Below are 22,358 nucleotides of genomic sequence, written 5' to 3' on the forward strand. Positions count from 1 at the left end.
GTTCGAAGCGCGACGACCCGCCAGGCGGCTCATGTAGCGCGAAGCGCGATAGCCGACTAAAGAACCCCTCGATGTTCCTCGCCAATCCAGACCGCTTCCTGCGTTTCACCCGTCCGCTGACGCCCTTGCTGTGGGCGCTGGCCGTCGTGCTGCTGGCCGTCGGGACCTGGTTCGCCTTCGCCGCGCCCGAGGACTATCAGCAGGGCGACACCCTGCGGATCATGTTCGTGCACGTGCCGGCCGCCTCGGTCGGGCTGATGATCTATGCGGCCCTGGGCGTCTCCAGCTTCTTCGCCCTGGTGTTCCGCCATCCGCTGGCCGATGCGGCGGCGCGGGCCGCGGCCCTGCCCGGCGCGGCCTACACCCTGCTGGCCCTGATCACCGGCAGCCTGTGGGGCAAGCCCATGTGGGGGGTCTGGTGGGCGTGGGGCGACGCGCGGCTGATGTCGGTGCTGATCCTGTTCCTGTTCTACCTCGGCTACATGGCCCTGCGCGCCTCCATCGACGACGAGGCCAAGGCGGCCCGGGCCGCCGCGGTGCTCGGCCTGGTCGGCCTGATCAATCTGCCGATCGTCAAATTCTCGGTCGACTGGTGGAACACCCTGCACCAGCCCGCCTCGCTGCTGCGGGCCGAAGGTCCCGCCATGCCCGCCGTCTTTCTCACGCCCCTGCTGACCATGATGGCGGCCTTCGGGGTCTTCTTCCTCGCCGTCTGGATCACCTCGATCCGCACCGAGATCGTCCGCCGCCGGGTCCTGACCCTGCGCGCCCGCCGGGCACAGGAGGCCTGAAGATGATCGACCTCGACATGGGCGCCTACGCCGCCTTCGTCTGGCCCGCCTGGGGGATCAGCGCCGCCGTGCTGGCCGTCCTCGCCGTCCGCGCCCTGATCGCGTCGCGGCGCTGGAACGCGGAACTGAAGCGCCTCGACGAGACCGTGGACACGACCCGCGCTCAAGCAGGGCGAAGCCCGGCGGCGCCCACACAATGAGCCGCTGGCTGTCCCTCATTCCGCTGGTGGTGCTGGTCGCCCTCGCCGCCCTGTTCATCGGCTGGTCGCTGAAGCGCGATCCGGCGATCAAGCCCGACGCCCTCGTCGGCCAGTCGATCCCCCAGACCGTCCTGCCGATCCTGACCGGCGCCACGCCCGGCCCCGGTCATGTCGACATTCGCACCGCGGGCGTGGGCAAGCCCATGCTCGTCAATGTCTTCGCCAGCTGGTGCCTGCCCTGCAAGGTCGAGCATCCTAAGCTGATGGCCCTGAAAGCCCGCGGCGTCGCCGTCGTCGGCGTGGCCTGGAAGGACGATCCCGCCGACACCCGGCGCTTCCTCGACGAACTGGGCGATCCCTATTCCATGGTGCTGGTGGATCAGGACGGCCGGGCCGGACTCGATCTGGGCATCACCGGCGCGCCCGAGACCTTCGCCGTCAACGCCATGGGCCGGGTGGTCGCCAAGTCCAGCGGCCCCCTGGTCGACGACGCCGAGATCGAACGGATGGTCGCCGCCATCCAGGCCCCGCCTCGCCCCCTGCCGACCGCGCCGCGCCGTTAACCCTTTTCCTGCGGTTTTCATTAACCCTGTCGGCATGAGCGCGATTCGTCCCAACCTGCCCTCCGCCCTGTTCCCGACGCACCCCGCGGGCCAGACGCCCGTGCGCGCCTCGCGATCGGACTTCTTCAAGGCCGCCCTGGAGGCCGTTCAGGGCCCGCCGGCCGGGCCCGACCTGAAATCCGCCGCGCCGCAACCGACGGCCGCCCCCTTCGAAGCCCAGTCCGCCCGGCCGGGGGCCCTGCTGGACATCCGCGTCTAGGACGGGGCCCGTTCGGCCTTCACGCGAAAATGAGCGGCGTGTTTTCGCCTGCCGTGATTAACCTGCCGCCCATGCGTACGAAGGGCTGGATCATCCCTGCGGCGGCCCTCGCGGCCGCCTTGCTGGCGGCGGGGGCGGGAGCCCAGCCGGCTCCGAAACGCGTCGCCCACCGCGACGCCCCGCCGCCCGAGCCCGTCGTCGTCGAACTGTTCACCGCCCAGGGCTGCGCCGGCTGTCCCGAGGCCAACGCCCGGATCGAGGCCGTGGCCGACGAGCCCGGCGTCATCGCCCTGACCTGGGCCGTCGACTACTGGGACTATCTGGGCTGGCAGGACACCTTCGCCCGGCCCGAGTTCGCCCAGCGCCAGCGCGCCTATCGCCGCCCGCTGCGTCTGCGCGACGTCTCCACCCCCCAGGTCGTGATCGACGGCCGCCGTCAGGTCGTGGGCGCCGGCGGCCCCGCCCTGCAATCGGCCATCGACGAAGAGGCGGCGCGCCGCATCTTCCCGCCCGAGATCGAATTCCGCGACACCGGCGACCGGGTCGGGGTCGGCTCGGGTCCGTCCCCGGCCGGCGGGGCGGAGGTCGTGGCCGTGATGTACACGCCCGGTCCGCAGACGGTGGAGATCGATCGCGGCGACAACCGCGGCCGCAGCGTGCGCCACACCAATGTCGTCCGTTCGGTCCGGACCCTGGGCGACTGGACCGGCCAGCCGCGCCTCTACGCCCTGCCCGCCGCGCGCGATCCGGACCAGGCCGTCGCCATCCTGGTTCAGGGCAAGGGCGACCGACGCATCCTCAACGCCGCCGTCCTGCCGCCGGGCTGAGGCGCGCCTGCCCCGACGAGGGCTGGTTCCGGCCGCGGGATCGCCTCAGGCCCCCGCCTTCTTCGCAAACGACAACGCCCCGGCCGCCAGCATCGGCACCTGTTCGGCCATGGCCCGGGCGTGGACGCTGGCGGCGGTGCCGTCGCGCACCCGCCCGGCGATGCCCTGACAGATGGCCGCCAGCCGGAACAGATTATAGGCGAACAGCCAGTCCAGATCGCCCGGCGTCGCCCCCGTCAGCCGGGTGTAGCGCTCGACCGTCTGCTCGACGGACGGAATCCCCAGGGCCTCGATGTCGACCCCGGCCAGGCCGTTGCGCGCGCTGGCCGGAATGACCCAGGCGATCAGCAGGTAGGAAAAGTCCGCCATTGGATCGCCGAGCGTCGACAGCTCCCAGTCCAGCACCGCCCGCACCTCGGCCGCATCCGGCGCGAGGATCATGTTGTCGAGGCGGAAGTCGCCGTGGACGATCCGCGTCGGCCCCTCCGGCGGCAGGGTGGCGGGCAGGAATTCGATCAGCCGGTCCATGGCCGGGATCGGCTCGATCTCCGACGCCCGGTACTGTTTCGTCCAGCGCCCGACCTGCCGCTCGAAATAATTGCCCGGTCGGCCATAGTCGCCGAGGCCGATGGCGGCGGGGTCGAAGGCGTGCAGCGCGGCCAGGGTATCCACCTGGACGTCATAGATGGCCCGCCGCTGCGCCGGTTCCATGCCGGGCAGTTTCAGGTCCCACAGCACCCGCCCCTCGACCTTGTCCATGACGTAGAACATCGAGCCGATGACGGTCTCGTCCGTACACAGAGCATAAGGCCGCGCGACCGGATAACCCTGCGCGTGCAGGGCCGAGATGACGGTGAACTCCCGGTCCACCGCATGGGCGCTGGCCAGCAAGGTCCCCGGCGGTTTGCGGCGCAGCACATAGGTCCGGCCCGGCGTGGCCAGCTCATAGGTCGGGTTCGACTGCCCGCCCTTGAACTGACGCATGGTCAGCGGCCCGGCGTAGCCCGCGACATTCGCCGTCAGCCAGCGCTCCAGCGCCGCCGCGTCCAGCGCATGGCGGGGATCGACCTCGCGCGTGCCCGAGAAGGCGGCCTGGGCGTCGGACAGGGCGGGATCGGAAAGATCAGGTGTGGTCATGTCGGGTCCGGATTCGCGGCGATGATGGCGGCCCGCACGGCGCCGCGCCAGCCCTTCAGCAGACGTTCGCGTTCGCCGGCCTCCATCCGCGGCGTCCAGCGCGCCGGGGCCTCGACCGGATGATCCTCCAGATCGCCGATCAGGCCGACGCCCAGCGCCGCCAGCTTGGCCGCCCCCAGCGCCGTCATCTCCTGAAACGCCGGCCGCTCGACCACGACCTCGCAGATGTCGGCCACGAACTGCATGGCGAAGGCGTTGGCGGTGACCCCGCCGTCGACCCTGAGCACCTTCAGCCCCGGCGCCCCGTCCTTCGCCAGGGCGTCCAGCAGGTCGCGGGTCTGATAGGCCAGGCTCTCCAGCGCCGCCCGCACCATATGGGCCGGCCCGCTGTCGCGGGTCAGGCCGGTGATCGTCCCCCGCGCCTCCGGCTCCCACCACGGCGCGCCCAGGCCGGTGAAGCCGGGGACCAGATAGACGCCGCCGTTGTCCTCCAGGCCTTGCGCCAACGCCTCGGACTGCCGTGACTCCGTGATCACCTTCAGCCCGTCGCGCAGCCACTGGATCGCCGACCCCGCCGAGAAGATCGATCCCTCCAGCGCATAGGCTGCGTCCCCGCCGACGGCGTAGCCCAGGGTGCCCAGCAGCCGGCTGGTCGAGGTCACCGGCGCCGCGCCGACATTGGCGACCAGGAACGCCCCGGTGCCATAGGTGATCTTGGCGTCCCCCGCCTTGAGCGCGCCATGGCCGACCAGCGCCGCCTGCTGATCCCCCGCCGCCCCGTGGATCGGCAGGGCCGCGCCGAACAGCGACGGCTCGCAGTCGCCGAGAGGATCGGCGCACCCCCGGATCTCCGGCAGCACCGTCATCGGCACATTAAACAGCGCCGCCAGATCCGGCCGCCATTGCCGCGTCGCCAGATCCATCAGCGAGGTGCGGCTGGCGTTGGTGGCGTCGGTGACGTGGCTGGCGCCGCCCGTCAGCTTCCAGATCAGCCAGGTCTCGATGGTCCCGACCTTGACCTCGCCCACCGCTGCGCGGTCGCGCGCGCCGGGGACCGCGTCCAGCAGCCAGGCGAATTTCGAGGCCGAGAAATAGGGATCGAGGATCAGCCCCGTCGCCGCCTGCACCATCGGCTCATGCCCCGCGGCGGCCAACTGGCCGGTGGCCGCCGCCGTGCGCCGGTCCTGCCACACGACGGCGCGGTGCAGGGGCTCGCCGGTCGCGGCGTCCCACAACACCGAGGTCTCGCGCTGGTTGGTGATGCCGATGGCCGCGAACCGCCCGACGCCGCCCGCCTTGCGGATGACCTCGCGGCAGGTCTGCAGCGTCGCGGTCCAGATTTCGGCGGCGTCATGCTCGACCCAGCCGGGCCGGGGGAAATGCTGCTCGAGTTCGATCTGGCTGACGGCGACGGGCCGCAGCCCGCCCTCGGGCGCGCATTCGAAGGCGATGGCGCGGGTGGACGTCGTGCCCTGGTCGATGGCGAGGATCAGAGACTTCATCGGCGCAGGTTAGAGCGGCCTTCGGCAGACTCAACCGCTCATCGCGGCGAGGCCGCAACCCCGGAGCCTGCTTTCGGGGCCGGGAGGTTCATCACGAAGAACACCAAGGGGTCACGAAGGACACGAACGCAGGCGAGACAGGCGCGGGTCCCTTTGTGCTCTTCGTGATCTCTTCTTCGTGTCCTTTGTGATGAACCTTCCGGCCGTTGGATTGACGCCGGAAGCCCGGCTTTCGCCGGGATGGTCGGGCCGCTATGAGTTCTGCATGCACACCGCCTCCTTCGCCGGCGTACAGGACGCCGCCCGCCAGTTGCTCGGCCACGCCGTCCGCACCCCGCTGATCGAAAGCCCGGCGCTGAACGAGCGCGTCGGCGGCCGCGTGCTGATGAAGGCCGAGACCCTGCAGCGCGCCGGGGCCTTCAAATTCCGCGGGGCCTGGAACCGCATCAGCCGCCTGACCCCCGATGAGCTGACGCGCGGCGTCGTGGCGTATTCGTCGGGAAATCACGCCCAGGCCGTGGCCTGCGCCGCGCGGATGAGGGGAACCTCGGCCGTCATCGTCATGCCCGCTGACAGCCCGAAGGTGAAGGTCGACGGCGTCATCGCCTTCGGCGGCGAGGTGCGGATGTACGACCGATATGCCGAAAGCCGCGAGGCCATCGGCGAGGAGATCGCCCGCACGCGCGGCTCCATCCTCGTCCGCCCGTTCGACGACCCCTTCGTCATCGAGGGCCAGGGCACCATCGGGCTCGAAATTATCGAACAGGCCGACGCGCCGCTCGACCAGCTGGTCTGCGGCGCCTCCGGCGGCGGCATGATCGCCGGGATCAATCTGGCCATGGCCGCCCTGTCGCCCGACACGCCGGTGATCGCGGTCGAGCCGCGCGACTACAACGACATGCAGCTGTCGATCGCGGCGGGCGAACGGCTGACCCACGCCCCGGCGAAAGGGACCATCTGCGACGCCCTGATGACCGACCGGCCCGGCGAGCTGACCTTCCCCATCAATCGCCGCATCGACCGCGTCGAAACCGTCTCCGACGCCGAGGTGGCCGAGGCCGTCCGCTACGCCTTCCACACGTTGAAACTGGTGGTCGAACCGGGCGGCGCCGTGTCGCTGGCGGCGATTCTGGCCGGCAAGGTCGAGGCGAAGGACCGAACCACCGCCGTCATCCTCTCGGGCGGCAATGTCGATCCCGCCCTGTTCGCCGCCATCATCGAAGACCGTTTCACCCCAATCGCCTGAGGAGCCTGACGCCCATGAGCCGCACCGAACGCAAGGGTCAGCCGACCCCCGTCGCCGACCTGCCCGGCCTGATCGGCCAGGAAATCGGCGTCAGCCGCTGGATCCGCGTGGACCAGGCCCGCATCAACGCCTTCGCCGAAATCACCGAGGACCGGCAGTTCATCCACGTCGATCCCGTGGCCGCGGCGAAAACTCCGTTCGGCGGAACCATCGCCCACGGCTTCCTGACGCTCTCCCTGCTTTCGGCCATGACCTATGACGCCGTCCCGCCGCTGGAAGGCGTGGTGATGGGCGTCAACTACGGCTTCGACAAACTGCGCTTCCTCGCCCCCGTGCCGACGGGATCGAACGTCCGGGGCCGGTTCAAACTCCTCTCGGCCGAAGACAAGGGCGGCGGCCGCTGGCTGCTGAAGCACGAGGTCACGGTCGAGATCGAAGGGGCGGAGAAGCCGGCGCTGATCGCGGAATGGCTGGGGATGCAGGTGGTGGGCGGGCGATCTTGAAATGGACCATTGATTGGTCCATATTTTGGCCATGACGCATATCGCCATCTCGGAAGCCAAGGCTCATCTGACCGATCTCGTCCGGCGTGCCGAGGGCGGAGAGGACGTGGTCCTGACGCGTCACGGCAAGGAGGTCATTCGCCTCGTTCCCGTGCGAGCCTCTGGCAAGCTGCGCGAACAGCGGGCGGCGGCGATCCGCGCCGCTCAAGCCTTGGTCGGGGATCTTCCGCCGGACTTCGACGCCGCGCGAAGCCAGGATTTCCTCTACGACGATAACGGCCTGCCGGCTTGATAGCCGTCGACAGTTCGGCCCTGATCGAGGTTCTGGCTCGCCAGCCGCTCGCGCCGCGCTGCATGGACGTCCTTCTGGACAACCGGCTGATCATTTCGGCGGCTACGTTCACCGAAACCCTGATCGTAGGGTCTCGCGCCGAGTTCCGCCCGGCGCTGCGACCGTTCCTGGCTGAACTGGCTCTTGAGGTTGTCCCGGTGGATCAGGCCTTCGCCGAACGGGCGGCCGACGCCTACCGTCGTTGGGGAAAAGGCTTCCATGCCGCCTACCTGAACTACGGCGACAGCTTCAGCTATGCCCTCGCCGAGATGTATGGCTGCCCGCTTCTGTACGTCGGGGACGACTTTGCGCAAACGGATATCATCAGCGCGCTCGACTGAAGGCTACCCCTCCCCCAGACACCGCAACGCCACTTCGAGGTTCCGCAGCCCGTCCTCCCCCGTCACCGCGGGCGGTTCGCCGGTGCGGATCGCGTGGGCGAAGGCCTCCAGCTCCTTCTTCAGCGGCTCGGCCGGCCAGCTGTTCACCGCCCGGGTCTGGTAGGAGCCGTCGGGCTGCTGACCGAAATACTCCGTGACCTGACGGGTGATCAGGTCGGCGACGACGAATTTGTTCATCGTCGCGACCTGCAGGGTGCGGACCTTGTAGGGCGTGACCCAGTTGGTGGTGATGTGGGCGATGGTCCCGTTCTCCAGCCGGAACTGCAGCAGGGCCGTGTCCTCGCGCTCGGCGCGGGTGCGGGCCAGCTGGGGCTGGACCTCGACGATCTCGGAATCCGTCAGGTGCCGGATGATGTCGATGTCGTGCACGGCCAGATCGATGACCACCCCGACCTCGCCCATGCGCGGCGGGAAGGGACCGACGCGGGTGATCTGGATCGAGATGACGTCGTCGCCATCGATGGCGCGCTTGACCGCCTCGACCGCCGGATTGAAGCGCTCGACCTGGCCGACCATCAGCACACGGTCATTCGCCCTGGCCGCGTCGATCATGCGCCGGGCGTCGGCGACCGTCGCCGCGATCGGCTTCTCGACCAGCACATGCACCCCGGCCTCCAGCAGGGCGACGCCCAGGTCGGCATGGTGCCGGTTCGGCGTGGCGACCACGGCGGCGTCCAGACCGGCGGCGATGAAGTCGGCCGCCGTGGTGAAGGCCTGGGCGTCATACAGGGCGGCGATCCCCTCGGCCGTGGCGGCGTCGGGATCGAAGACGGCGGTCAGGTCGAAATCGCGGATGTCCGACAGCACGCGGGCGTGGTTGCGCCCCATGACGCCGACGCCGGCGACGCCGACCTTCAGGGGGGGGAGATTCTGGGTCATGCGCGAACCTTAGCCGAAGCTGGCGACCGCCGCGATGATCCTGTCCTGCGTCGCCTCGTCGAGGTCGGCGTGCATCGGCAGGCTGATCACCCGCTGCATCAGACGCTCCGTCACCGGCAGACCCTGCGGCCCGCGCGGGTACATGTCATAGGCCGGCTGCAGGTGCAGCGGGATCGGATAATAGACCGCCGTCGGAACGCCCTGTTCCTTCAGGTGCGCCGCCAGACCATCGCGATCCCTGTGCTCGATCGTATACTGGGCCCAGTTGGAGACGTTTCCCGCCGGGACGTCCGGCACGGCGGCGACATGGGCCCGCAGGCCCTCGTTGTAGCGGGCGGCGATGCGGTTGCGCCATTCGATCTCCTGGCCGAACACCTTCAGCTTCTCGATCAGGACGGCGGCCTGGATGGTGTCCAGACGGCTGTTCAGGCCGATGCGCATGTTCAGATATTTGGGGTCGTGATCGAAGGTCTTGCCCTCCAGATCGCGCGCCACCGCCTTGCCGTGCACGCGGAGGGAATCGATCAGCTGGGCCAGGTCGTCGTCATGGGTCAGCACCGCCCCGCCGTCGCCGTAGCAGCCCAGCGGCTTGGCCGGGAAGAAGCTGGTGGTGGTGATGTCGGCCCATTTCAGGGGGTGTTCGCCATCGATGGTGCAGCCGAAGCCCTGGGCCGAATCGGCGATCAGCTTGAGCCCGTACTTGTCGCAGATCGCCTTGATGGCCGGATAGTCGGCGGGCTGGCCGAACAGGTCGACGGCGATGACCACGCGCGGCTTCAGCCGGCCTTCCTTCAGCGTCGCCTCGATGGCCGCCTCCAGATGGCCGGGGTCCATATTGTAGGTCGTGGCGTCCACATCGACGAAGACCGGCTCGGCGTCGAACCAGGGCACGATCTCGGCCGTGGCGGCGAAGGTGAAGCTGGGCACGAAGACCGCGTCGCCCCGCCCGATGCCCCAGGCCATCAGCGGCAGGGCCAGGGCGTCGGTGCCGTTGGCGCAGCCGAGCGCGTGTTTCGCCTGGCCGAAGGCGGCCAGATCGGCCTCGAACTGCCGCACCTGCGGACCCATGACCCAGGCGCCGCCCACCACGGCCTCCTGCACGGCGGCCTCGATCCGGCCGTTCAGGCGCAGACGCTGGGCCTGCAGGTCGATGAAGGGAATGGTCATGGCGGAAGGTCTCCGGTCGCGCGCGGCGCAAGCGGCGTCAGCCCCGGAGGGAGACGCGGTATGGGCGCCTCCTACCAAATCGGACGCCGCCACGCCAAATCGAACGCCGTCACTTCGCGTGACGGCTTGCAACGGGGGTGTACGGCGCCGTAAGCGCAACGACCATGACCACCGGCGTTCCCGCCGTGTTTCTCGATCGCGACGGCGTGCTGATCGAGGACACCGGCTATCCCCATCTGGAAGACCATCTCCGTCTTGTGACCGGCGCGGCCGAAGCGGTGCGGCGGCTGAACCAGCTGGGCTATCTGTGCGTCGTCGTCACCAACCAGTCCGGCGTGGCGCGCGGCCTGTTCACCGAAGACCAGATGAAGGCCTTCAACGCCCTGATCGTGCGCCGGCTGGCGGCGAAAGGCGCGATCATCGGCGCCGTCTACGCCTGCCCCTTCCATGCCGAGGGCCGGGTCGAAGCGTATATCCATCCGGATCACCCGGACCGCAAACCCAATCCCGGCATGATCCTGAGGGCTGTCGCCGACCACAATATCGATCCGGCGAAGAGCTTCATGATCGGCGACCAGCCCTCCGACATGGAGGCCGCCCGCCGCGCCGGCGTCCCCGGCTTCCTGTTCGAGGGCGGGGATCTGGACGCCTTCATCCGCGACCTGCTCGGTCATTAGCCGCAGCGCGGGCTGTGGGATTTCGCTCCCCGATGAAATAAGCTGGGGTTCGACCGCCCGGAGCCCTGCATGACCCAGACCTTCGCCGACCGCCGCTGGACCAGCGCCGACGGCCTCAGCCTGTACGCCCGCGACTATGCGGCCGCGGCGGGTCCCGCGAAACTGCCGGTCATCGCCATCCACGGCCTGACGCGCAACTCGGCCGATTTCGACGCCATCGCGCCCCTGATCGCCCAGAGCGGCCGCCGCGTCCTGGCCGTCGACGTCCGCGGCCGCGGCCGCTCGGACCGCGCGCCCGATCCGATGACCTACCAGCCCGCGACCTACGCCCGGGACGTACTGGCCCTGATGAGCCAGTCGGGGATCGAGCGCGCCGTCTTCCTCGGCACCTCCATGGGCGGGCTGATCACCATGGCCCTGGCCGCCATCCGCTCGAGGGTCATCGCCGGCGCCATCCTCAACGACATCGGCCCCGAGGTGGCGAAGGAGGGGCTGATGCGCATCGCCGCCTATTCCGGCCAGCCCGTCGACACCCCCGGCTGGGCCGAGGCCGCCGCCTATGTGAAGCTGCACAACGCCGTCGCCTTCCCCCACTATACGGACGCCGACTGGGACGCCTTCGCCCGCCGGGTCTTCAAGGTCGGCACCGAGGGCGCGCCGGTGCTGGACTATGATCCCGACATCGCCGTGCCGATCCGCGCCGCCGGGGCGAAGGCCCTCGTCCCCAATCTGTGGCCCATGTTCAGCCGACTGACGAAGGGCCGCCCGGTCCTGCTGGTCCGCGGCGAGACCTCCGACCTGCTGAGTCCGGCGATCGCGGCGAAGATGCGCAAGCGCGCCCCGAAGATGGACTATGTCGAGGCGCCCGGCATCGGCCACGCCCCCATGCTGGACGAACCCGAGGTCAAGGCGGCGATCTTCCCGTTCCTGAGCGAACTGCCGTGAGGAAAGGCAACAGGACTCAGGCAACAGGCATCAGGTTCTGTTGCCTGTTGCCTGTTGCCTGATCACTCCCCCGGCACATTCCCCTCCAGCTCGTCCAGCCACACCCGCGCCGTGGCGTCGGACGGCGCGCGCCAGTCGCCGCGCGGCGACAGCGAGCCGCCGGTGACCACCTTGGGCCCGTTGGGCAGGGCCGAGCGTTTGAACTGGCTGGTCTGGAAGAAGCGGAACAGGAATTTCGCCAGCCAGGCCTTGATCGTCGGCAGGTCGTAGGCGATCCGCTCGGCGTCCGGCGTCGCGGTCGGCCAGTGACCGGCGGACGCATCCTTCCACGCCTGATGCGCCAGATACGCCACCTTCGACGGCTTCAGCCCGAACCGGGTCACATGGAAGAGGAAGAAGTCGTTCAGCGCATAGGGGCCGACGGTCGCCTCGGTCGACTGGATCCTGCCGTCGGCGCCGGGGGGCACCAGTTCCGGCGAAATCTCCGTGTCCAGAATGGCGTTCAGCACCGCCGCCGCCTCGCCGGCGTGCTCCTTCGCCGCCACCCAGCGGATCAGGTGCCGGATCAGCGTCTTCGCCACCCCGCCGTTGACGTTGTAGTGGCTCATATGGTCGCCGACGCCATAGGTCGACCAGCCCAGCGCCAGTTCCGAAAGGTCGCCGGTGCCCAGCACGAAGGCGTCATGCTGGTTGGCCAGACGAAACAGATAGTCCGTCCTCAGACCGGCCTGCACATTCTCGAAGGTGATGTCGTGAACCGGCTCGCCCATGGCGAAGGCATGGCCGATATCGTTCAGCATCCGGGTCGCGGCCGGACGGATGTCGATCTCATGGGCGCTGACCCCCAGCGCCTTCATCAGGGCGTGGGCGTTCGACTTCGTCCCCTCCGAGGTCGCGAACCCCGGCAGGGTGAAGCCCAGAATATTGCCGCGCGGCAGCTTCAGCCGGTCGAAGGCCCGGCAGGCGACCAGCAGGGCCTGGGTCGAATCCAGTCCGCCCGACACCCCGATGACGACACGCTCGCCGTTTGTCGCCTTCATCCGGCGCATCAGCCCCTGGACCTGGATGTTGAAGGCCTCGTAGCAGTCGTGGTCCAGCCGCGCCGGATCGTCGGGCACGAAGGGGAAGCGGTCCAGCGGCCGGATCAGATCATCGGTCCGGCCGTCCTCACGCGCCTCGAACGGCACGATCGTCGCGGGCTCGCCCTCGATGCGGGCGCAGTCGGCGAAGGTGCCGTTGCGCAGCCGGTCCAGGCCGATCCGTTCGACGTCGATGTCGGCGATCGTCAGATGGCTCTCCAGCGAGAACCGCTCGCCCTCGGCCAGTCGGGCGCCCAGTTCATGGATCGTCGCCTGACCGTCCCACGCCAGGTCGGTGGTGCTTTCGCCCCAGCCCGAGGCGGTGAAGACGTAGGCGCCTTGCGTCCGCATCGACTGGCTGGCGCACAGCACGGCCCGCTCGTCCGCCTTGCCGATGACGATGTTGGAGGCCGACAGGTTCAGCAGGATGCGCGCGCCGGCCAGGGCCGCCCGCGTCGACGGCGGCAGCGGCGCCCAGAAATCCTCGCAGATCTCGGCGGCGAAGACGAAGCCCGGCCGGTTGGCGGCCTCGAAGATCAGGCCCGGCGCGAAATCGATCGTCTCGCCGTTCAGCACGATCAGGTCCTCGGACCGGCTGGCCGCCGGCGCGAACCAGCGCTTCTCATAGTATTCGCGGTAGTTCGGCAGATAGGCCTTGGGCACGACGCCCAGCACGGCGCCCGACCCCAGCACCACGGCGCAATTGTACAGGGCGTCGCCGTTGCGGAGCGGCGCGCCGATCACGGCCACGACGCCGGCCTCGTCCGCAACCTCGGCCAGTTCGGCGATGCGCCGCTCGACCTCGGCCAGCAGGGCCTCCTGCATCAGCAGATCATCGATGGCGTAGCCGCTCAGGCTCAGCTCGGGGAAGACGATCAGGTCCACGCCCTGCTCGCCCGCCTGCCGGATCAGGGCGGCGTGTTCCTCCGCATTGGCGACCGGATCGGCGATATGCACGACCGGCGTCGCGGCGGCCACGCGGACGAAGCCGTGGGTGCGGGGGGAGTGGAACGGGTGGGCTTTGGGCATCAAACTTTCCGTGCATCCCCGCGAAGGCGGGGACCCAGTGCTTTCGTAAGGCAAAGTGGGTGGGATCGCCATCAGCGGCAACTCCCATCGTCCGGTCGCCCAAGGGTCTGGGTCCCCGCCTTCGCGGGGATGCACGGAGTATTTTGCAGGTTCGCGTGACGCGCCCGCAATGCCCCGCTAAAGCCAACCCATGAACGACACGCCGAAAAAGGGCTGGCTCTCGCGCCTGGGCGAGGGCCTCTCCCGCTCCTCGAAACAGATGACCGAGCAGGTCGTCGCCGCCTTCGTCAAGGAACCCCTGTCCGAGGCCGCCCTGGACGGGCTGGAAGAGCATCTGCTGGAAAGCGATCTCGGCCCCGCCGCGACCGACCGCATCGTCGCCCGCTTCCGCGAGCTGCGCTTCGGCGCCGGCGCCAACGAACGCGAGGTCAAGGAGGCCCTGGCCGAGGCCGTCGCCGCCGAACTGGTCCATCACGAGGCCCGCTACGAGCCGCTGAACGGCCCCCGCCCCTTCGTCACCCTGTTCGTCGGCGTCAACGGCTCGGGCAAGACCACCACCCTGGGCAAGATCGCCTCCGACCTGACCGGCCAGGGCGCCAAGGTCATGATCGTGGCCTGCGACACCTTCCGCGCCGCCGCCCGCGAACAGCTCAAGGTCTGGTCCGAGCGCGCCGGGGCGACCTTCGAAAGCCGCCGCGACGGCGCCGACCCCGCCGGCCTGGCCTTCGACGCCTACACCCGGGCCAGGGCCGAGGGCTATGACGTCGTCCTCATCGACACCGCCGGCCGGCTGCAGAACAAGTCGGCCCTGATGGACGAACTGCTCAAGATCGTGCGCGTGCTGAAGAAGATCGACCCGGAGGCGCCGCATGAGACCCTGCTGGTGCTCGACGCCACCGTCGGCCGCAACGCCCTCGCCCAGGAACAGATCTTCGGCCGCACCGCCTATGTCTCCGGCCTGGTCATGACCAAGCTGGACGGCACGGCCCGCGGCGGGGTGCTGGTGCCCGTCGCCCAGGCCTCGGACGCCCCCATCAAGCTGATCGGCGTCGGCGAAGGCGTCGACGATCTGCAACCCTTCGACGCGCGAGCCTTTTCAAGATCATTGGTGGGGCTTGAGGACTGACTCATGAGTGATGACGCTGCCCCTGCCCCGAAGGCGCAAAAGGAGTCCCGCCTGCGCCAGGCGGTCGATTTCAGCGGCCTGCTGGCTTTCGGCCTCGCCTTTCTGGTGCTGCGTCTGCGCGGCCTGGACGGCGATGCGGCCCTGGTCAACGCCACCTGGTTCCTGGTCGCCGGCTCGGCCGTGGGCGTGGCGATCGGCCTGATCGTCGAAAAGCGGCTGGCCGTGCTGCCGCTGCTGGTCGGCGGATTCGCCCTGGTCTTCGGCCTGCTGACCCTGTTCACGGGCGACGGCCTGTGGGTCAAGCTCAAGGTCACCATCCTCAACGCCTGCCTCGCCATCGGTCTGCTGGGCGGTCTCTGGCTGGACAAACAACCCCTGCGGGCCCTGCTCGGCACGGTGATCCCGATCAACGACCGGGCCTGGCGCACCCTGACCTTCCGCTACGGCCTCTTCTTCCTGGCGGTCGCCATCGTCAACGAACTGGTGCGCAGCGAGGCCCTGGTCGGCTGGGCGGCCGCCCGCCTCGGCCGCGTCGATATCGATCCGGCCGATGTCTGGGTCAGCTTCCGGGGGGTGCTGTGGGTCGCCTCCTCGGCGTTCGGCCTGTCCCAGATTCCGCTGATCATGCGCAACCTGACCTCGACCGACAAACCCGTCGATCCGATGGCCCCGGCCGAGCCGGACCGGGCGCCGTGAACGGTCGACGTATCGTCCGTCGTCAAACCGTAAAATGCGCCTGCTAGCACTGTCGCTGCGTTCAAGGGGATACGGTCCATGGTCAAGTCCGGGAACAAGGCGAAACGCGGCGGGGGTCTGGGCGCGTCGCCCAGCCACCTGATGCATCGCGTGCTGCAGCTGGCGCTCGACATCTATTCCGAAGAGACGGGTGCGGACGGCCTGACCCAGCGCCAGTTCGCCGTGCTGGAAGCGGTCAGCCACAAGTCCGGCCTGACCCAGACCGATCTGGTCCGGGCCACCGGCATCGACCGCTCGACCCTGGCCGACCTGGTCTCGCGCATGACGGCCAAGGGCCTGCTGGACCGCGAAAAGTCCGTCATCGACGCCCGGGCCAAGGCCGTGCGCCTGTCCGTCGCCGGTCAGGCGGCCCTGGAAGCGGCCCGCCCGAAGGTCGAGGCGGCCGACAAACGGATCATGTCGCTGCTGCCCAAGGGCAAGCGCGACGGCTTCCTCGACCTGCTGGCCGAACTGGCCGGAGAGGCCGACGCCGCCCCCGCCAAGGCCAAGGCCGAGGCCCGCGCCGCCAAGAAGGCCGCGCGCGAGGCGAAGAAGGCCGAAAAACTGGCGAAGAAGGCGGACAAGCCCGCCAAACTTCCCAAGGCCGAAAAACCGGCCAAGGCGAAGAAGGCCAGGGTGCTGGAGCCGGCTTGACGTCCCTTCTCCCCTTGGGGGGGAAGGTGTCGCGCGAAGCGTGACGGATGAGGGGTCAGGTCAGGGCGTTCCGGCCGGAAGGGTGATCGCGTCAGGCATCCCCCTCATCCGGCCCTCCGGGCCACCTTCTCCCCCGGAGGGGAGAAGGGCGCCCCCTCAATCCACCAGCTGCTGGCTCAGATACACATAATGCCGGGCCCATCGCCGCGCGTTGGCGACCGGATCGGCGTCATTGGAATGCCCGCCTGACGTCTCTTCGTAATAGAGATGGTCGTGGCCCTGCTCGCCCAGCCGCGCCGCGAATTTGCGCGCATGGCCCGGATGCACCCGGTCGTCCCGCGTATTGGTGGTGATGTAGACCCGCGGATACTCTGTCTCCGGACGAAGCTGCTGATAGGCCGAATAGCGGGCGATGTACGCCGCCTCTTCCGGGATGCGCGGGTCGCCGTACTCGCCGATCCACGACGCCCCGGCCGGCAGTTCGTGATAGCGCAGCATGTCGATCAGCGGGCTTTCGATCACCGCCGCATTGATCAGCTCCGGATGCTGGGTGACGGCCACCGAGGTCAGCACCCCGCCGTTCGACCGGCCATAGATGCCGGTCCGGCGCGGCGAGGTGATCCCGCGCTGCTGCAGGTCCCGCGCGACCGCCGCATAGTCGTCGAACGCCAGCTGCCGGTTCTCCTTGAGCACCGACTGGTGCCAGGCCGGACCGAACTCGCCGCCGCCGCGGATGTTGGCGTTGACGTAGACCCCGCCGTTCTCGAGCCACAGCCTGCCCATCTCGGGGATGTAGGCGGGCGGCTTGGACACCTGGAACCCGCCGTAGCCATAGATGATCGTGGGAGCGTGGCCGTCCATGACCAGCGCCTTCGGCCGGACCACGAAATAGGGGATCTTCGTCCCGTCCGACGAGGTGGCCTCGAACTGTTCGACGACGTGGGTCGAGGCGTCGAAGCGGGCCGGGGCCTGGCGCACCGTCTCGGCCGTCCCCGCCCGCGCATCGGCCAACGCCAGGGTCGAGGGCGTCAGGAAGCCTTCGTAGGAATAGAAGATGCGGCCGGATTCCCGGCTGGACGAGCCCAGGTGGACGGCGGCGTTCTCGGGCGCCGGCAGCGAGGTCTCCGGCCAGCCCCGTTCGCCCCGGTTCTGGAACACGGCGGTGCGGCCGCGGACGTTGTCGTAGAGGGTGGCGACGATCCGGTCGTCCATGACGGCGACATCCTCGACCGACTGACGCGCCGTCGGCGTGAAGACGGTCTCGTCGAAGTTGGAGACGATCACCTCGTCTCGCCCGAGTGGTCGAAGCTTTGCGGTGACGACAGCGAGCAGGGAGCCCGCCGGGACGACGTGGTCTTCGTGGTTCCACGCCTCATCAAGCGTGACGACGAGTTGCTCGCCCATCATGCCACGAATGCTGACGCGTTCCGGCAGGTTCAGCTTCACCGGCGTTCCGTCCACCAGTTCCCATGTCTCGCTGCGGAAGGTGTCGAGTGGCCGGCTGATCAGCACGCCCAAGACCTCGCCCGCGCCGTTCCGATAGACCGACGGGCTCACCCCATACCCCCCGTCGCCGATGTCGCCGCGATAGACCTCGGTCGCCTGCGCCAGCGTCTGCCCCCGCTTCAGCGACTTGACGATGAAGGGATAGCCGCTCTCCGTCAGCGTGCCCGACCCGAAGTCCGTGGCCACCAGCAGGGTGTCGCGGTCCAGCCACTCCAGCCGGTGCTTGCCCTCCGGCAGGATGAAGCCGTCCTCGACCCACAGCCCCGTCACCGTATCGAACTCGCGTACCACGACCGCGTCCTTGCCGCCGTCGGACAGGTTGACCAGGCATCGCGTCTCGTCCGGCGCGAGGCAGTCGGCGCCCTTCCAGACCCAGTCCCGGCCCTCGGCCTTCGCCAGGGCGTCGACGTCGAGCATCGTCTCCCACCGCGTGTTCGCCGAGCGATAGCTGTCCAGCGTCGTGCGCCGCCAGATCCCCTTCGGATTGGCCGCGTCCTGCCAGAAATTGCCGATCCCCTCGCCGAGGAAGGACGGCCCCGGAATCCGGTCCGTCGCCGACAGGATGTCGAAGGCCTGCCGGCGGAAGGTCTCATAGCGCGGATCGCCGGTCAGGGCGGCCAGGGACCGCTCGTTCTCGCCGGCCACGAAGGCCATGGCCTCGGCCCCGTTGACCTCTTCCAGCGCCAGATGATCGTCGGCGGCGCGCACCCCGGCGGGGGTCAGATCCGCCGGCAGGTGCGGCGGCGGCGCGGGGCGCGCGATCCGCGCGGCGGGACCCCAGACGACCGGGGCCCCGTCCGCCGGCGCCGGCGCGGTGGACGCGCAGGCCGTCAGGGCGAGGGCCGAAGCCGTGAAGAGAAGGATGCGCATACGTTGACTCCGCTCATCCCGGCCAGCCGGGACCCCCGTGTTTCAGACCTATTCCTGGGCCGGCTCGTCCATCAGCCGGCGGCTCAGATAGGTGTATTCCAGCGCCAGCCGTCGCGCCGTCTCGCGCAGATTGGCCCCCGCCGCATGGCCGCCGTCGGTGTTCTCGTAGAACAGCACCGGATAGCCCAGCTCCAGCAGACGCGCCGCCGCCTTGCGGGCGTGGCCCGGATGGACGCGGTCGTCCTTGGTCGAGGTGTGGATGAAGACCTCGGGATAGGGCTGGCCCGCTTCAAGCCGCTGATACGGCGAATAGGCCTCGATCCACGCCCGCTCTTCGGGCACGTCCGGATTGCCGTATTCCGCCATCCACGAAGCCCCCGCCAGCAGCTTGTGGAAGCGCAGCATGTCGAACAGCGGCACCTGGATGACCGCGGCGTTGATCAGGTCCGGCCGCTGGGTCAGCATCGCCCCCATGAACAGCCCGCCCTGCGAGCCGCCCATGATGCCCAGCTTCGGCTGGCTGGTGATGTCGCGCGCGATCAGGTCCAGGGCCACGGCCTGATAGTCCTCGTGCGCCCGCTGCCGGTTCTGCTGCAGCGCCGCCTGGTGCCAATTGGGCCCGAACTCGCCGCCGCCGCGCGTATTGGCGATGACATAGACCCCGCCCCGCTCCAGCCACAGCTTGCCGACCGTGGCCGAATAGCCGGGCAGCAGCGAGTTCTGGAAGCCGCCATAGCCGTACAGCAGGGTCGGGTTCGACCCGTCCATGGCCATGTCGCCCTTGTGGACGACGAAATAGGGGATCCTGGTCCCGTCGGCCGAGGTCGCCTCGAACTGGTCGACCGTCATGCCCGTGGCGTCGAACTTGGCCGGCAGGGATTTGGTCAGGTCGGTCGCGCCCGTCGCCGCATCGGCCAGATACAGGCTCGACGGGTTCAGATAGCCGGTGACGCTGACGAAGATTTTGTCGTCCCGCTCGCTGGCCGAGCCGACGCCGACCGAGACGTTCTGCGGCAGGTCCAGCCGCGTCCGCGCCCACTCCCCCGAGGCAGCGGGCTCATAGACATACACCCCGCCACGCACGTTCTGGTACAGGGCCACGACCAGCGTGTTGCGCGTCGCGGTGATGCCCTCGATGGCCTCGCGCTCCGTCGGGCGGATCACCAGCTGCGCCGGCGTCGCCGGATCGGCCAGCCAGCGGTCCAGGTTCCAGGCGATGACGTCGCCGGTCCGGAATTCCTGCCCCGAGGGCGCGGTCCAGTCCTGATCGGTCGTCACCACCAGCTGGCCCCGCACCAGGGCGTTGATGTTCGACTTGGCCGGCAGCTCCAGCTTCGTCGTCGTGCCGTCCGCGTTCAGCCGGTGCGTCTCGCCCTCATAGAAATTGATCCCGCGGTTGATCAGCGTCGCCTGCACCACGCCGTCGGCGTCGCGCAGCGTATAGCCCGACACCGAGACGTCGGTCGGCTGGCCCGTGAAGACGGTGCGCGCGTGATCGATCGTCTGGCCGCGCGTCAGCACCTTGACGATCATCGGATAGCCCGAGCTCGTCAGGGTGCCCGGTCCGAAATCGCGCGCGATCAGCAGGGTGTTCTCATCGACCCACGACGCCCCGCCCTTGGACTCCGGCAGGATGAAGCCGCCGTCCACGAAGGTCTTCGTCGCCCGGTCGAACTCGCGCACCGTCACCGCGTCCTTGCCCCCGTCCGACAGGGAGATCAGGCAGCGCGTCTCCTCGGGCGGCAGGCAGGTCGCCCCCTTGTAGACCCAGTTCTTGCCCTCGGCCGCGGCCAGGGCGTCGAAGTCGAGGATGGTCTCCCACTGCGGCGCCTCGGTCCGATAGCTGTCCAGGGTCGTGGTGCGCCAGACGCCGCGCACATGCTCCGCGTCCTGCCAGAAATTGTCGATCGTGCCGTCGCGGTTGAAGCCGGGCGACGGGATGCGGTCGCGCGACTGGACGATCTCCAGCGCCTGCTGGTGCAGGGTCTCGAAACGCGGATCGCCGCGCAGCACGCCGAGGGACCGCTCGTTCTGCGCATTGACCCAGGCCATGGCCCGTTCGCCGTCGATCTCTTCCAGCCACAGATACGGATCGGCGGCGTCCGAGGTCGCGAAGCCTCCGGCGCTCCCTGCGGCGGCCGGGGCGGGTACGGAGGTCTGGGCCATGGCGGCGCTCGAAAGGGCGGTGGAAGCGAGAAGCGCGGCGAGCGCGGCGGTGCGGATCATGTGTGACGGTCCCCGATGTCGGTCGGGCGGCACCTTACCGGGCGACGGGTCGGTCACAAGCGTGAGCAGGCCGACGTTACGGCTTTGTCATGTTGGGGGAAGGAGGCGAGAGGCAACAGGCAACAGGCAACAGGAAGGAAGAGCGTCTGGCAGGGAAACTCGCTGCCCCCTGTTGCCTGTTGCCTGTTGCCTGCCTTCACGACCCCTCATCCGGAATACACAGCACCACTCCGCACGCCTTGCAGTGCACCGCGTCCGGATCGTGTTTCTGCAGGCCGCAGGTGGGGCAGGGGAATTTGACCTTGTGCGGCTTGAAGATGGTCTGGGCCAGCCGCAGGAACAGGGTGATGCCCGTCAGCATGACCACGATCGACAGCAGGCGGCCCCAGTTGCCGGGCAGGGTGATGTCGCCGAACCCGGTCGTCGTCAGGGTGGCGACGGTGAAATACAGGGCGTCCAGATAGCCGCTGATCCCCGCATGGCTGCCGCGGAAGGTGGCGTAGACGAAGCCGGTCACCACGAAGATGAAGGTCACCAGCGAGGCCAGGGCCCGGGTGATCTCCTCCACCCGCGTGTCGTCGTACTTGTGACCCACGGTGCGCCAGAAGAAGTCCGAGTTCAGCAGGGTCCACAGCCGCAGCAGACGCAGGAAGCCGAAGTTGAACAGCCAGGCCGGGAACAGCAGGGTCGCCAGCACGAACAGATCGACCCAGACCACCGGCTTCTTCAGCCAGTCCCTCAGGTCGGTGTGGGCATAGGCCCGGGCCGCGAGATCCAGCCCGAGCACGGCCGCGATCAGATAGTCGATGATATAGAAGACCAGCCCCGCCTCATGCAGGATCGGGGCGATCAGGAAGAAGCCGATGATGGCGAAATCGATGGCGATGACCGCCAGCCGGAACCGCACCGCCAGCGGCGACGAGCCGTGGTAGAGGTAGCGCAGCCGGGCCCGCAGACGCAGGCCGTCGGCCTTCGGAGGTTCGGACTTGCTGACGGGCGTCGCGCGACTCATGGCCCAGCTTAACGCGGTTCCCTCGCGTCGGGTCCAGTCCGTCTCTATATCGGCGCCGTGATGACCCGTCCTTTCGTCAAGATGAACGGCGCCGGCAACGACTTCGTCGTCGTCAATGCCCTGGAGACGCCGTTCGCCCCGACGGCCGGTCAGGCGCGCGCCATCGCCGATCGCGCGACCGGCGAGGGCTGCGACCAGCTGATCGCCATCGAACCGTCCACCGCCGGCGACGCCTTCATGCGGGTGTGGAACGCCGACGGCGGCAAGGTCGAGACCTGCGGCAACGCCCTGCGCTGCGTCGGCTGGCTGCTGATGGAGTCGACCGGCAAGGACAGCGTCGTCATCGACACCCTGGCCGGTCCGACGACGGCGCGGCGGGCGGGGGACGGCCGGATCACCGTGGACATGGGCGCCCCCCGGCTGGACTGGGCGCAGATCCCGCTGGACGAGGCGATGGACACCCGCGGCATCGAGCTTCAGGTCGGCCCGATCGACGACCCGGTGCTGCACACCCCCGGCGCCGTCTCGATGGGCAATCCCCATGTCGTCTTCTTCATGGATCATGCGCCGAACGACGGCTTCGTGCGCGGCACGGGTTCGCTGATCGAACACCACCCGCGCTTCCCCGAGGGCGTCAACGTCGGCTTCGCCCATGTGATCGCCCCCGACCGCATCCGCCTGCGCGTGTGGGAG

The 22,358-nt window shown here is 69.0% G+C and carries 23 protein-coding genes; 15 read left to right on the forward strand and 8 right to left on the reverse strand.

The genetic code is table 11. From position 1 onward, the window contains the following. The first annotated feature begins 71 nt into the window (after nucleotides 1-71). From ccmC to WC555_RS11110, 5 genes are all read left to right on the forward strand, one after another. Nucleotides 72-791 (forward strand): heme ABC transporter permease CcmC, encoded by a 720-nt coding sequence (ccmC, locus tag WC555_RS11090; RefSeq protein ID WP_373253571.1) that lies wholly within the window; start codon nucleotides 72-74, stop codon nucleotides 789-791. Between the two features lie 2 nt (nucleotides 792-793). Beyond that, nucleotides 794-991 (forward strand): heme exporter protein CcmD, encoded by a 198-nt coding sequence (gene ccmD / locus WC555_RS11095; protein ID WP_373253573.1) that lies wholly within the window; start codon nucleotides 794-796, stop codon nucleotides 989-991. Beyond that, the gene (locus WC555_RS11100) at nucleotides 988-1,554 is read left to right on the forward strand and encodes a DsbE family thiol:disulfide interchange protein (protein WP_373253575.1); all 567 of its coding nucleotides are present in this window, start codon (nucleotides 988-990) and stop codon (nucleotides 1,552-1,554) included. Before ccmD ends, WC555_RS11100 begins: the two co-directional genes overlap by 4 nt. Nucleotides 1,555-1,588: 34 nt before the next feature. After that, a complete protein-coding gene (locus tag WC555_RS11105) occupies nucleotides 1,589-1,813 on the forward strand; it encodes a hypothetical protein (RefSeq protein ID WP_373253576.1) in 225 nt (74 codons plus the stop codon). 71 nt (nucleotides 1,814-1,884) lie between these two features. Further along, a complete protein-coding gene (locus WC555_RS11110; RefSeq protein WP_373253577.1) occupies nucleotides 1,885-2,640 on the forward strand; it encodes a DUF1223 domain-containing protein in 756 nt (251 codons plus the stop codon). Between the two features lie 45 nt (nucleotides 2,641-2,685). Here the strand turns inward: WC555_RS11110 and WC555_RS11115 are convergent, their stop codons facing one another. Together WC555_RS11115 and glpK are read right to left on the reverse strand one after the other, a co-directional pair. Beyond that, nucleotides 2,686-3,777, reverse strand: coding sequence for a phosphotransferase family protein (locus WC555_RS11115; protein ID WP_373253578.1), 1,092 nt, complete (start codon nucleotides 3,775-3,777; stop codon nucleotides 2,686-2,688). Beyond that, entirely contained in the window at nucleotides 3,774-5,279 is a 1,506-nt protein-coding gene (glpK, locus tag WC555_RS11120; protein ID WP_373253580.1) for a glycerol kinase GlpK, read from the reverse strand. Before glpK ends, WC555_RS11115 begins: the two co-directional genes overlap by 4 nt. A 265-nt stretch (nucleotides 5,280-5,544) precedes the next feature. Here glpK and WC555_RS11125 point away from each other — a divergent pair, with 265 nt between their 5' ends. The 4 genes from WC555_RS11125 to WC555_RS11140 are packed head-to-tail and all read left to right on the forward strand — an operon-like array spanning nucleotide 5,545 to nucleotide 7,700. Next, on the forward strand, nucleotides 5,545-6,525 hold the full coding sequence (locus tag WC555_RS11125) for a threonine/serine dehydratase (RefSeq protein ID WP_373253582.1): 981 nt from the start codon (nucleotides 5,545-5,547) through the stop codon (nucleotides 6,523-6,525). Nucleotides 6,526-6,539: 14 nt separating this feature from the next. Next, on the forward strand, nucleotides 6,540-7,028 hold the full coding sequence (locus WC555_RS11130; protein ID WP_373253584.1) for a MaoC family dehydratase: 489 nt from the start codon (nucleotides 6,540-6,542) through the stop codon (nucleotides 7,026-7,028). Nucleotides 7,029-7,041: 13 nt separating this feature from the next. After that, entirely contained in the window at nucleotides 7,042-7,320 is a 279-nt protein-coding gene (locus tag WC555_RS11135) for a type II toxin-antitoxin system Phd/YefM family antitoxin (RefSeq protein WP_373253586.1), read from the forward strand. Next, complete coding sequence (locus tag WC555_RS11140; RefSeq protein WP_373253588.1) at nucleotides 7,317-7,700, forward strand: type II toxin-antitoxin system VapC family toxin; 384 nt, start codon at nucleotides 7,317-7,319, stop codon at nucleotides 7,698-7,700. Before WC555_RS11135 ends, WC555_RS11140 begins: the two co-directional genes overlap by 4 nt. Nucleotides 7,701-7,703: 3 nt before the next feature. Here WC555_RS11140 and WC555_RS11145 read toward each other — a convergent pair whose 3' ends face one another. Together WC555_RS11145 and WC555_RS11150 are read right to left on the reverse strand one after the other, a co-directional pair. After that, nucleotides 7,704-8,639, reverse strand: a complete 936-nt coding sequence (locus tag WC555_RS11145) for a Gfo/Idh/MocA family protein (protein WP_373253590.1) — start codon at nucleotides 8,637-8,639, stop codon at nucleotides 7,704-7,706. Nucleotides 8,640-8,648: 9 nt separating this feature from the next. Continuing rightward, a complete protein-coding gene (locus tag WC555_RS11150; protein WP_373253592.1) occupies nucleotides 8,649-9,806 on the reverse strand; it encodes a DegT/DnrJ/EryC1/StrS family aminotransferase in 1,158 nt (385 codons plus the stop codon). Nucleotides 9,807-9,970: 164 nt separating this feature from the next. Between WC555_RS11150 and WC555_RS11155 the strand changes: the two genes are divergently transcribed. Both WC555_RS11155 and WC555_RS11160 read left to right on the forward strand, forming a co-directional pair. Then, nucleotides 9,971-10,483, forward strand: coding sequence for a D-glycero-alpha-D-manno-heptose-1,7-bisphosphate 7-phosphatase (locus WC555_RS11155; protein ID WP_373253593.1), 513 nt, complete (start codon nucleotides 9,971-9,973; stop codon nucleotides 10,481-10,483). Nucleotides 10,484-10,552: 69 nt separating this feature from the next. Continuing rightward, nucleotides 10,553-11,428, forward strand: coding sequence for an alpha/beta fold hydrolase (locus WC555_RS11160; RefSeq protein WP_373253594.1), 876 nt, complete (start codon nucleotides 10,553-10,555; stop codon nucleotides 11,426-11,428). Between the two features lie 62 nt (nucleotides 11,429-11,490). Here WC555_RS11160 and WC555_RS11165 read toward each other — a convergent pair whose 3' ends face one another. Next, the gene (locus tag WC555_RS11165; protein ID WP_373253596.1) at nucleotides 11,491-13,536 is read right to left on the reverse strand and encodes an NAD(+) synthase; all 2,046 of its coding nucleotides are present in this window, start codon (nucleotides 13,534-13,536) and stop codon (nucleotides 11,491-11,493) included. Between the two features lie 190 nt (nucleotides 13,537-13,726). On the opposite strand from WC555_RS11165, the gene ftsY reads away from it, so the two are divergent. The 3 genes from ftsY (at nucleotide 13,727) to WC555_RS11180 (ending at nucleotide 16,051) form a co-directional block, all read left to right on the forward strand. After that, on the forward strand, nucleotides 13,727-14,662 hold the full coding sequence (gene ftsY / locus WC555_RS11170; protein WP_373253598.1) for a signal recognition particle-docking protein FtsY: 936 nt from the start codon (nucleotides 13,727-13,729) through the stop codon (nucleotides 14,660-14,662). A gap of 3 nt (nucleotides 14,663-14,665) precedes the next feature. Next, on the forward strand, nucleotides 14,666-15,358 hold the full coding sequence (locus WC555_RS11175) for an inner membrane-spanning protein YciB (RefSeq protein WP_373253599.1): 693 nt from the start codon (nucleotides 14,666-14,668) through the stop codon (nucleotides 15,356-15,358). Between the two features lie 78 nt (nucleotides 15,359-15,436). Continuing rightward, on the forward strand, nucleotides 15,437-16,051 hold the full coding sequence (locus tag WC555_RS11180; protein ID WP_373253601.1) for a MarR family winged helix-turn-helix transcriptional regulator: 615 nt from the start codon (nucleotides 15,437-15,439) through the stop codon (nucleotides 16,049-16,051). Nucleotides 16,052-16,207: 156 nt separating this feature from the next. Here the strand turns inward: WC555_RS11180 and WC555_RS11185 are convergent, their stop codons facing one another. The 3 genes from WC555_RS11185 to WC555_RS11195 form a co-directional block, all read right to left on the reverse strand. Next, nucleotides 16,208-18,427, reverse strand: coding sequence for a prolyl oligopeptidase family protein (locus tag WC555_RS11185; protein ID WP_373253603.1), 2,220 nt, complete (start codon nucleotides 18,425-18,427; stop codon nucleotides 16,208-16,210). 48 nt (nucleotides 18,428-18,475) lie between these two features. Continuing rightward, complete coding sequence (locus WC555_RS11190) at nucleotides 18,476-20,653, reverse strand: prolyl oligopeptidase family protein (RefSeq protein WP_373253605.1); 2,178 nt, start codon at nucleotides 20,651-20,653, stop codon at nucleotides 18,476-18,478. 196 nt (nucleotides 20,654-20,849) lie between these two features. Then, nucleotides 20,850-21,665 carry a potassium channel family protein gene (locus WC555_RS11195; RefSeq protein ID WP_373253606.1) on the reverse strand — a complete coding sequence of 272 codons (816 nt, stop codon included), beginning with the start codon at nucleotides 21,663-21,665 and terminating at the stop codon, nucleotides 20,850-20,852. A gap of 60 nt (nucleotides 21,666-21,725) precedes the next feature. Here WC555_RS11195 and dapF point away from each other — a divergent pair. Beyond that, a partial coding sequence (gene dapF / locus WC555_RS11200; protein ID WP_373253607.1) for a diaminopimelate epimerase occupies nucleotides 21,726-22,358 on the forward strand: 633 nt, incomplete at its 3' end.

The organism is Brevundimonas sp., assembly GCF_041648615.1.
Lineage (GTDB): Bacteria > Pseudomonadota > Alphaproteobacteria > Caulobacterales > Caulobacteraceae > Brevundimonas.

Bases quoted from the DNA above. Each gene is read 5' to 3' on its own strand.
- ccmC (WP_373253571.1), top strand. From the start codon at position 72: ATGTTCCTCGCCAATCCAGACCGCTTCCTGCGTTTCACCCGTCCGCTG.
- ccmD (WP_373253573.1), top strand. From the start codon at position 794: ATGATCGACCTCGACATGGGCGCCTACGCCGCCTTCGTCTGGCCCGCC.
- WC555_RS11100 (WP_373253575.1), top strand. From the start codon at position 988: ATGAGCCGCTGGCTGTCCCTCATTCCGCTGGTGGTGCTGGTCGCCCTC.
- WC555_RS11105 (WP_373253576.1), top strand. From the start codon at position 1,589: ATGAGCGCGATTCGTCCCAACCTGCCCTCCGCCCTGTTCCCGACGCAC.
- WC555_RS11110 (WP_373253577.1), top strand. From the start codon at position 1,885: ATGCGTACGAAGGGCTGGATCATCCCTGCGGCGGCCCTCGCGGCCGCC.
- WC555_RS11115 (WP_373253578.1), bottom strand. From the start codon at position 3,777: ATGACCACACCTGATCTTTCCGATCCCGCCCTGTCCGACGCCCAGGCC.
- glpK (WP_373253580.1), bottom strand. From the start codon at position 5,279: ATGAAGTCTCTGATCCTCGCCATCGACCAGGGCACGACGTCCACCCGC.
- WC555_RS11125 (WP_373253582.1), top strand. From the start codon at position 5,545: ATGCACACCGCCTCCTTCGCCGGCGTACAGGACGCCGCCCGCCAGTTG.
- WC555_RS11130 (WP_373253584.1), top strand. From the start codon at position 6,540: ATGAGCCGCACCGAACGCAAGGGTCAGCCGACCCCCGTCGCCGACCTG.
- WC555_RS11145 (WP_373253590.1), bottom strand. From the start codon at position 8,639: ATGACCCAGAATCTCCCCCCCCTGAAGGTCGGCGTCGCCGGCGTCGGC.
- WC555_RS11150 (WP_373253592.1), bottom strand. From the start codon at position 9,806: ATGACCATTCCCTTCATCGACCTGCAGGCCCAGCGTCTGCGCCTGAAC.
- WC555_RS11155 (WP_373253593.1), top strand. From the start codon at position 9,971: ATGACCACCGGCGTTCCCGCCGTGTTTCTCGATCGCGACGGCGTGCTG.
- WC555_RS11160 (WP_373253594.1), top strand. From the start codon at position 10,553: ATGACCCAGACCTTCGCCGACCGCCGCTGGACCAGCGCCGACGGCCTC.
- WC555_RS11165 (WP_373253596.1), bottom strand. From the start codon at position 13,536: ATGCCCAAAGCCCACCCGTTCCACTCCCCCCGCACCCACGGCTTCGTC.
- ftsY (WP_373253598.1), top strand. From the start codon at position 13,727: ATGAACGACACGCCGAAAAAGGGCTGGCTCTCGCGCCTGGGCGAGGGC.
- WC555_RS11175 (WP_373253599.1), top strand. From the start codon at position 14,666: ATGAGTGATGACGCTGCCCCTGCCCCGAAGGCGCAAAAGGAGTCCCGC.
- WC555_RS11180 (WP_373253601.1), top strand. From the start codon at position 15,437: ATGGTCAAGTCCGGGAACAAGGCGAAACGCGGCGGGGGTCTGGGCGCG.
- WC555_RS11185 (WP_373253603.1), bottom strand. From the start codon at position 18,427: ATGCGCATCCTTCTCTTCACGGCTTCGGCCCTCGCCCTGACGGCCTGC.
- WC555_RS11190 (WP_373253605.1), bottom strand. From the start codon at position 20,653: ATGATCCGCACCGCCGCGCTCGCCGCGCTTCTCGCTTCCACCGCCCTT.
- WC555_RS11195 (WP_373253606.1), bottom strand. From the start codon at position 21,665: ATGAGTCGCGCGACGCCCGTCAGCAAGTCCGAACCTCCGAAGGCCGAC.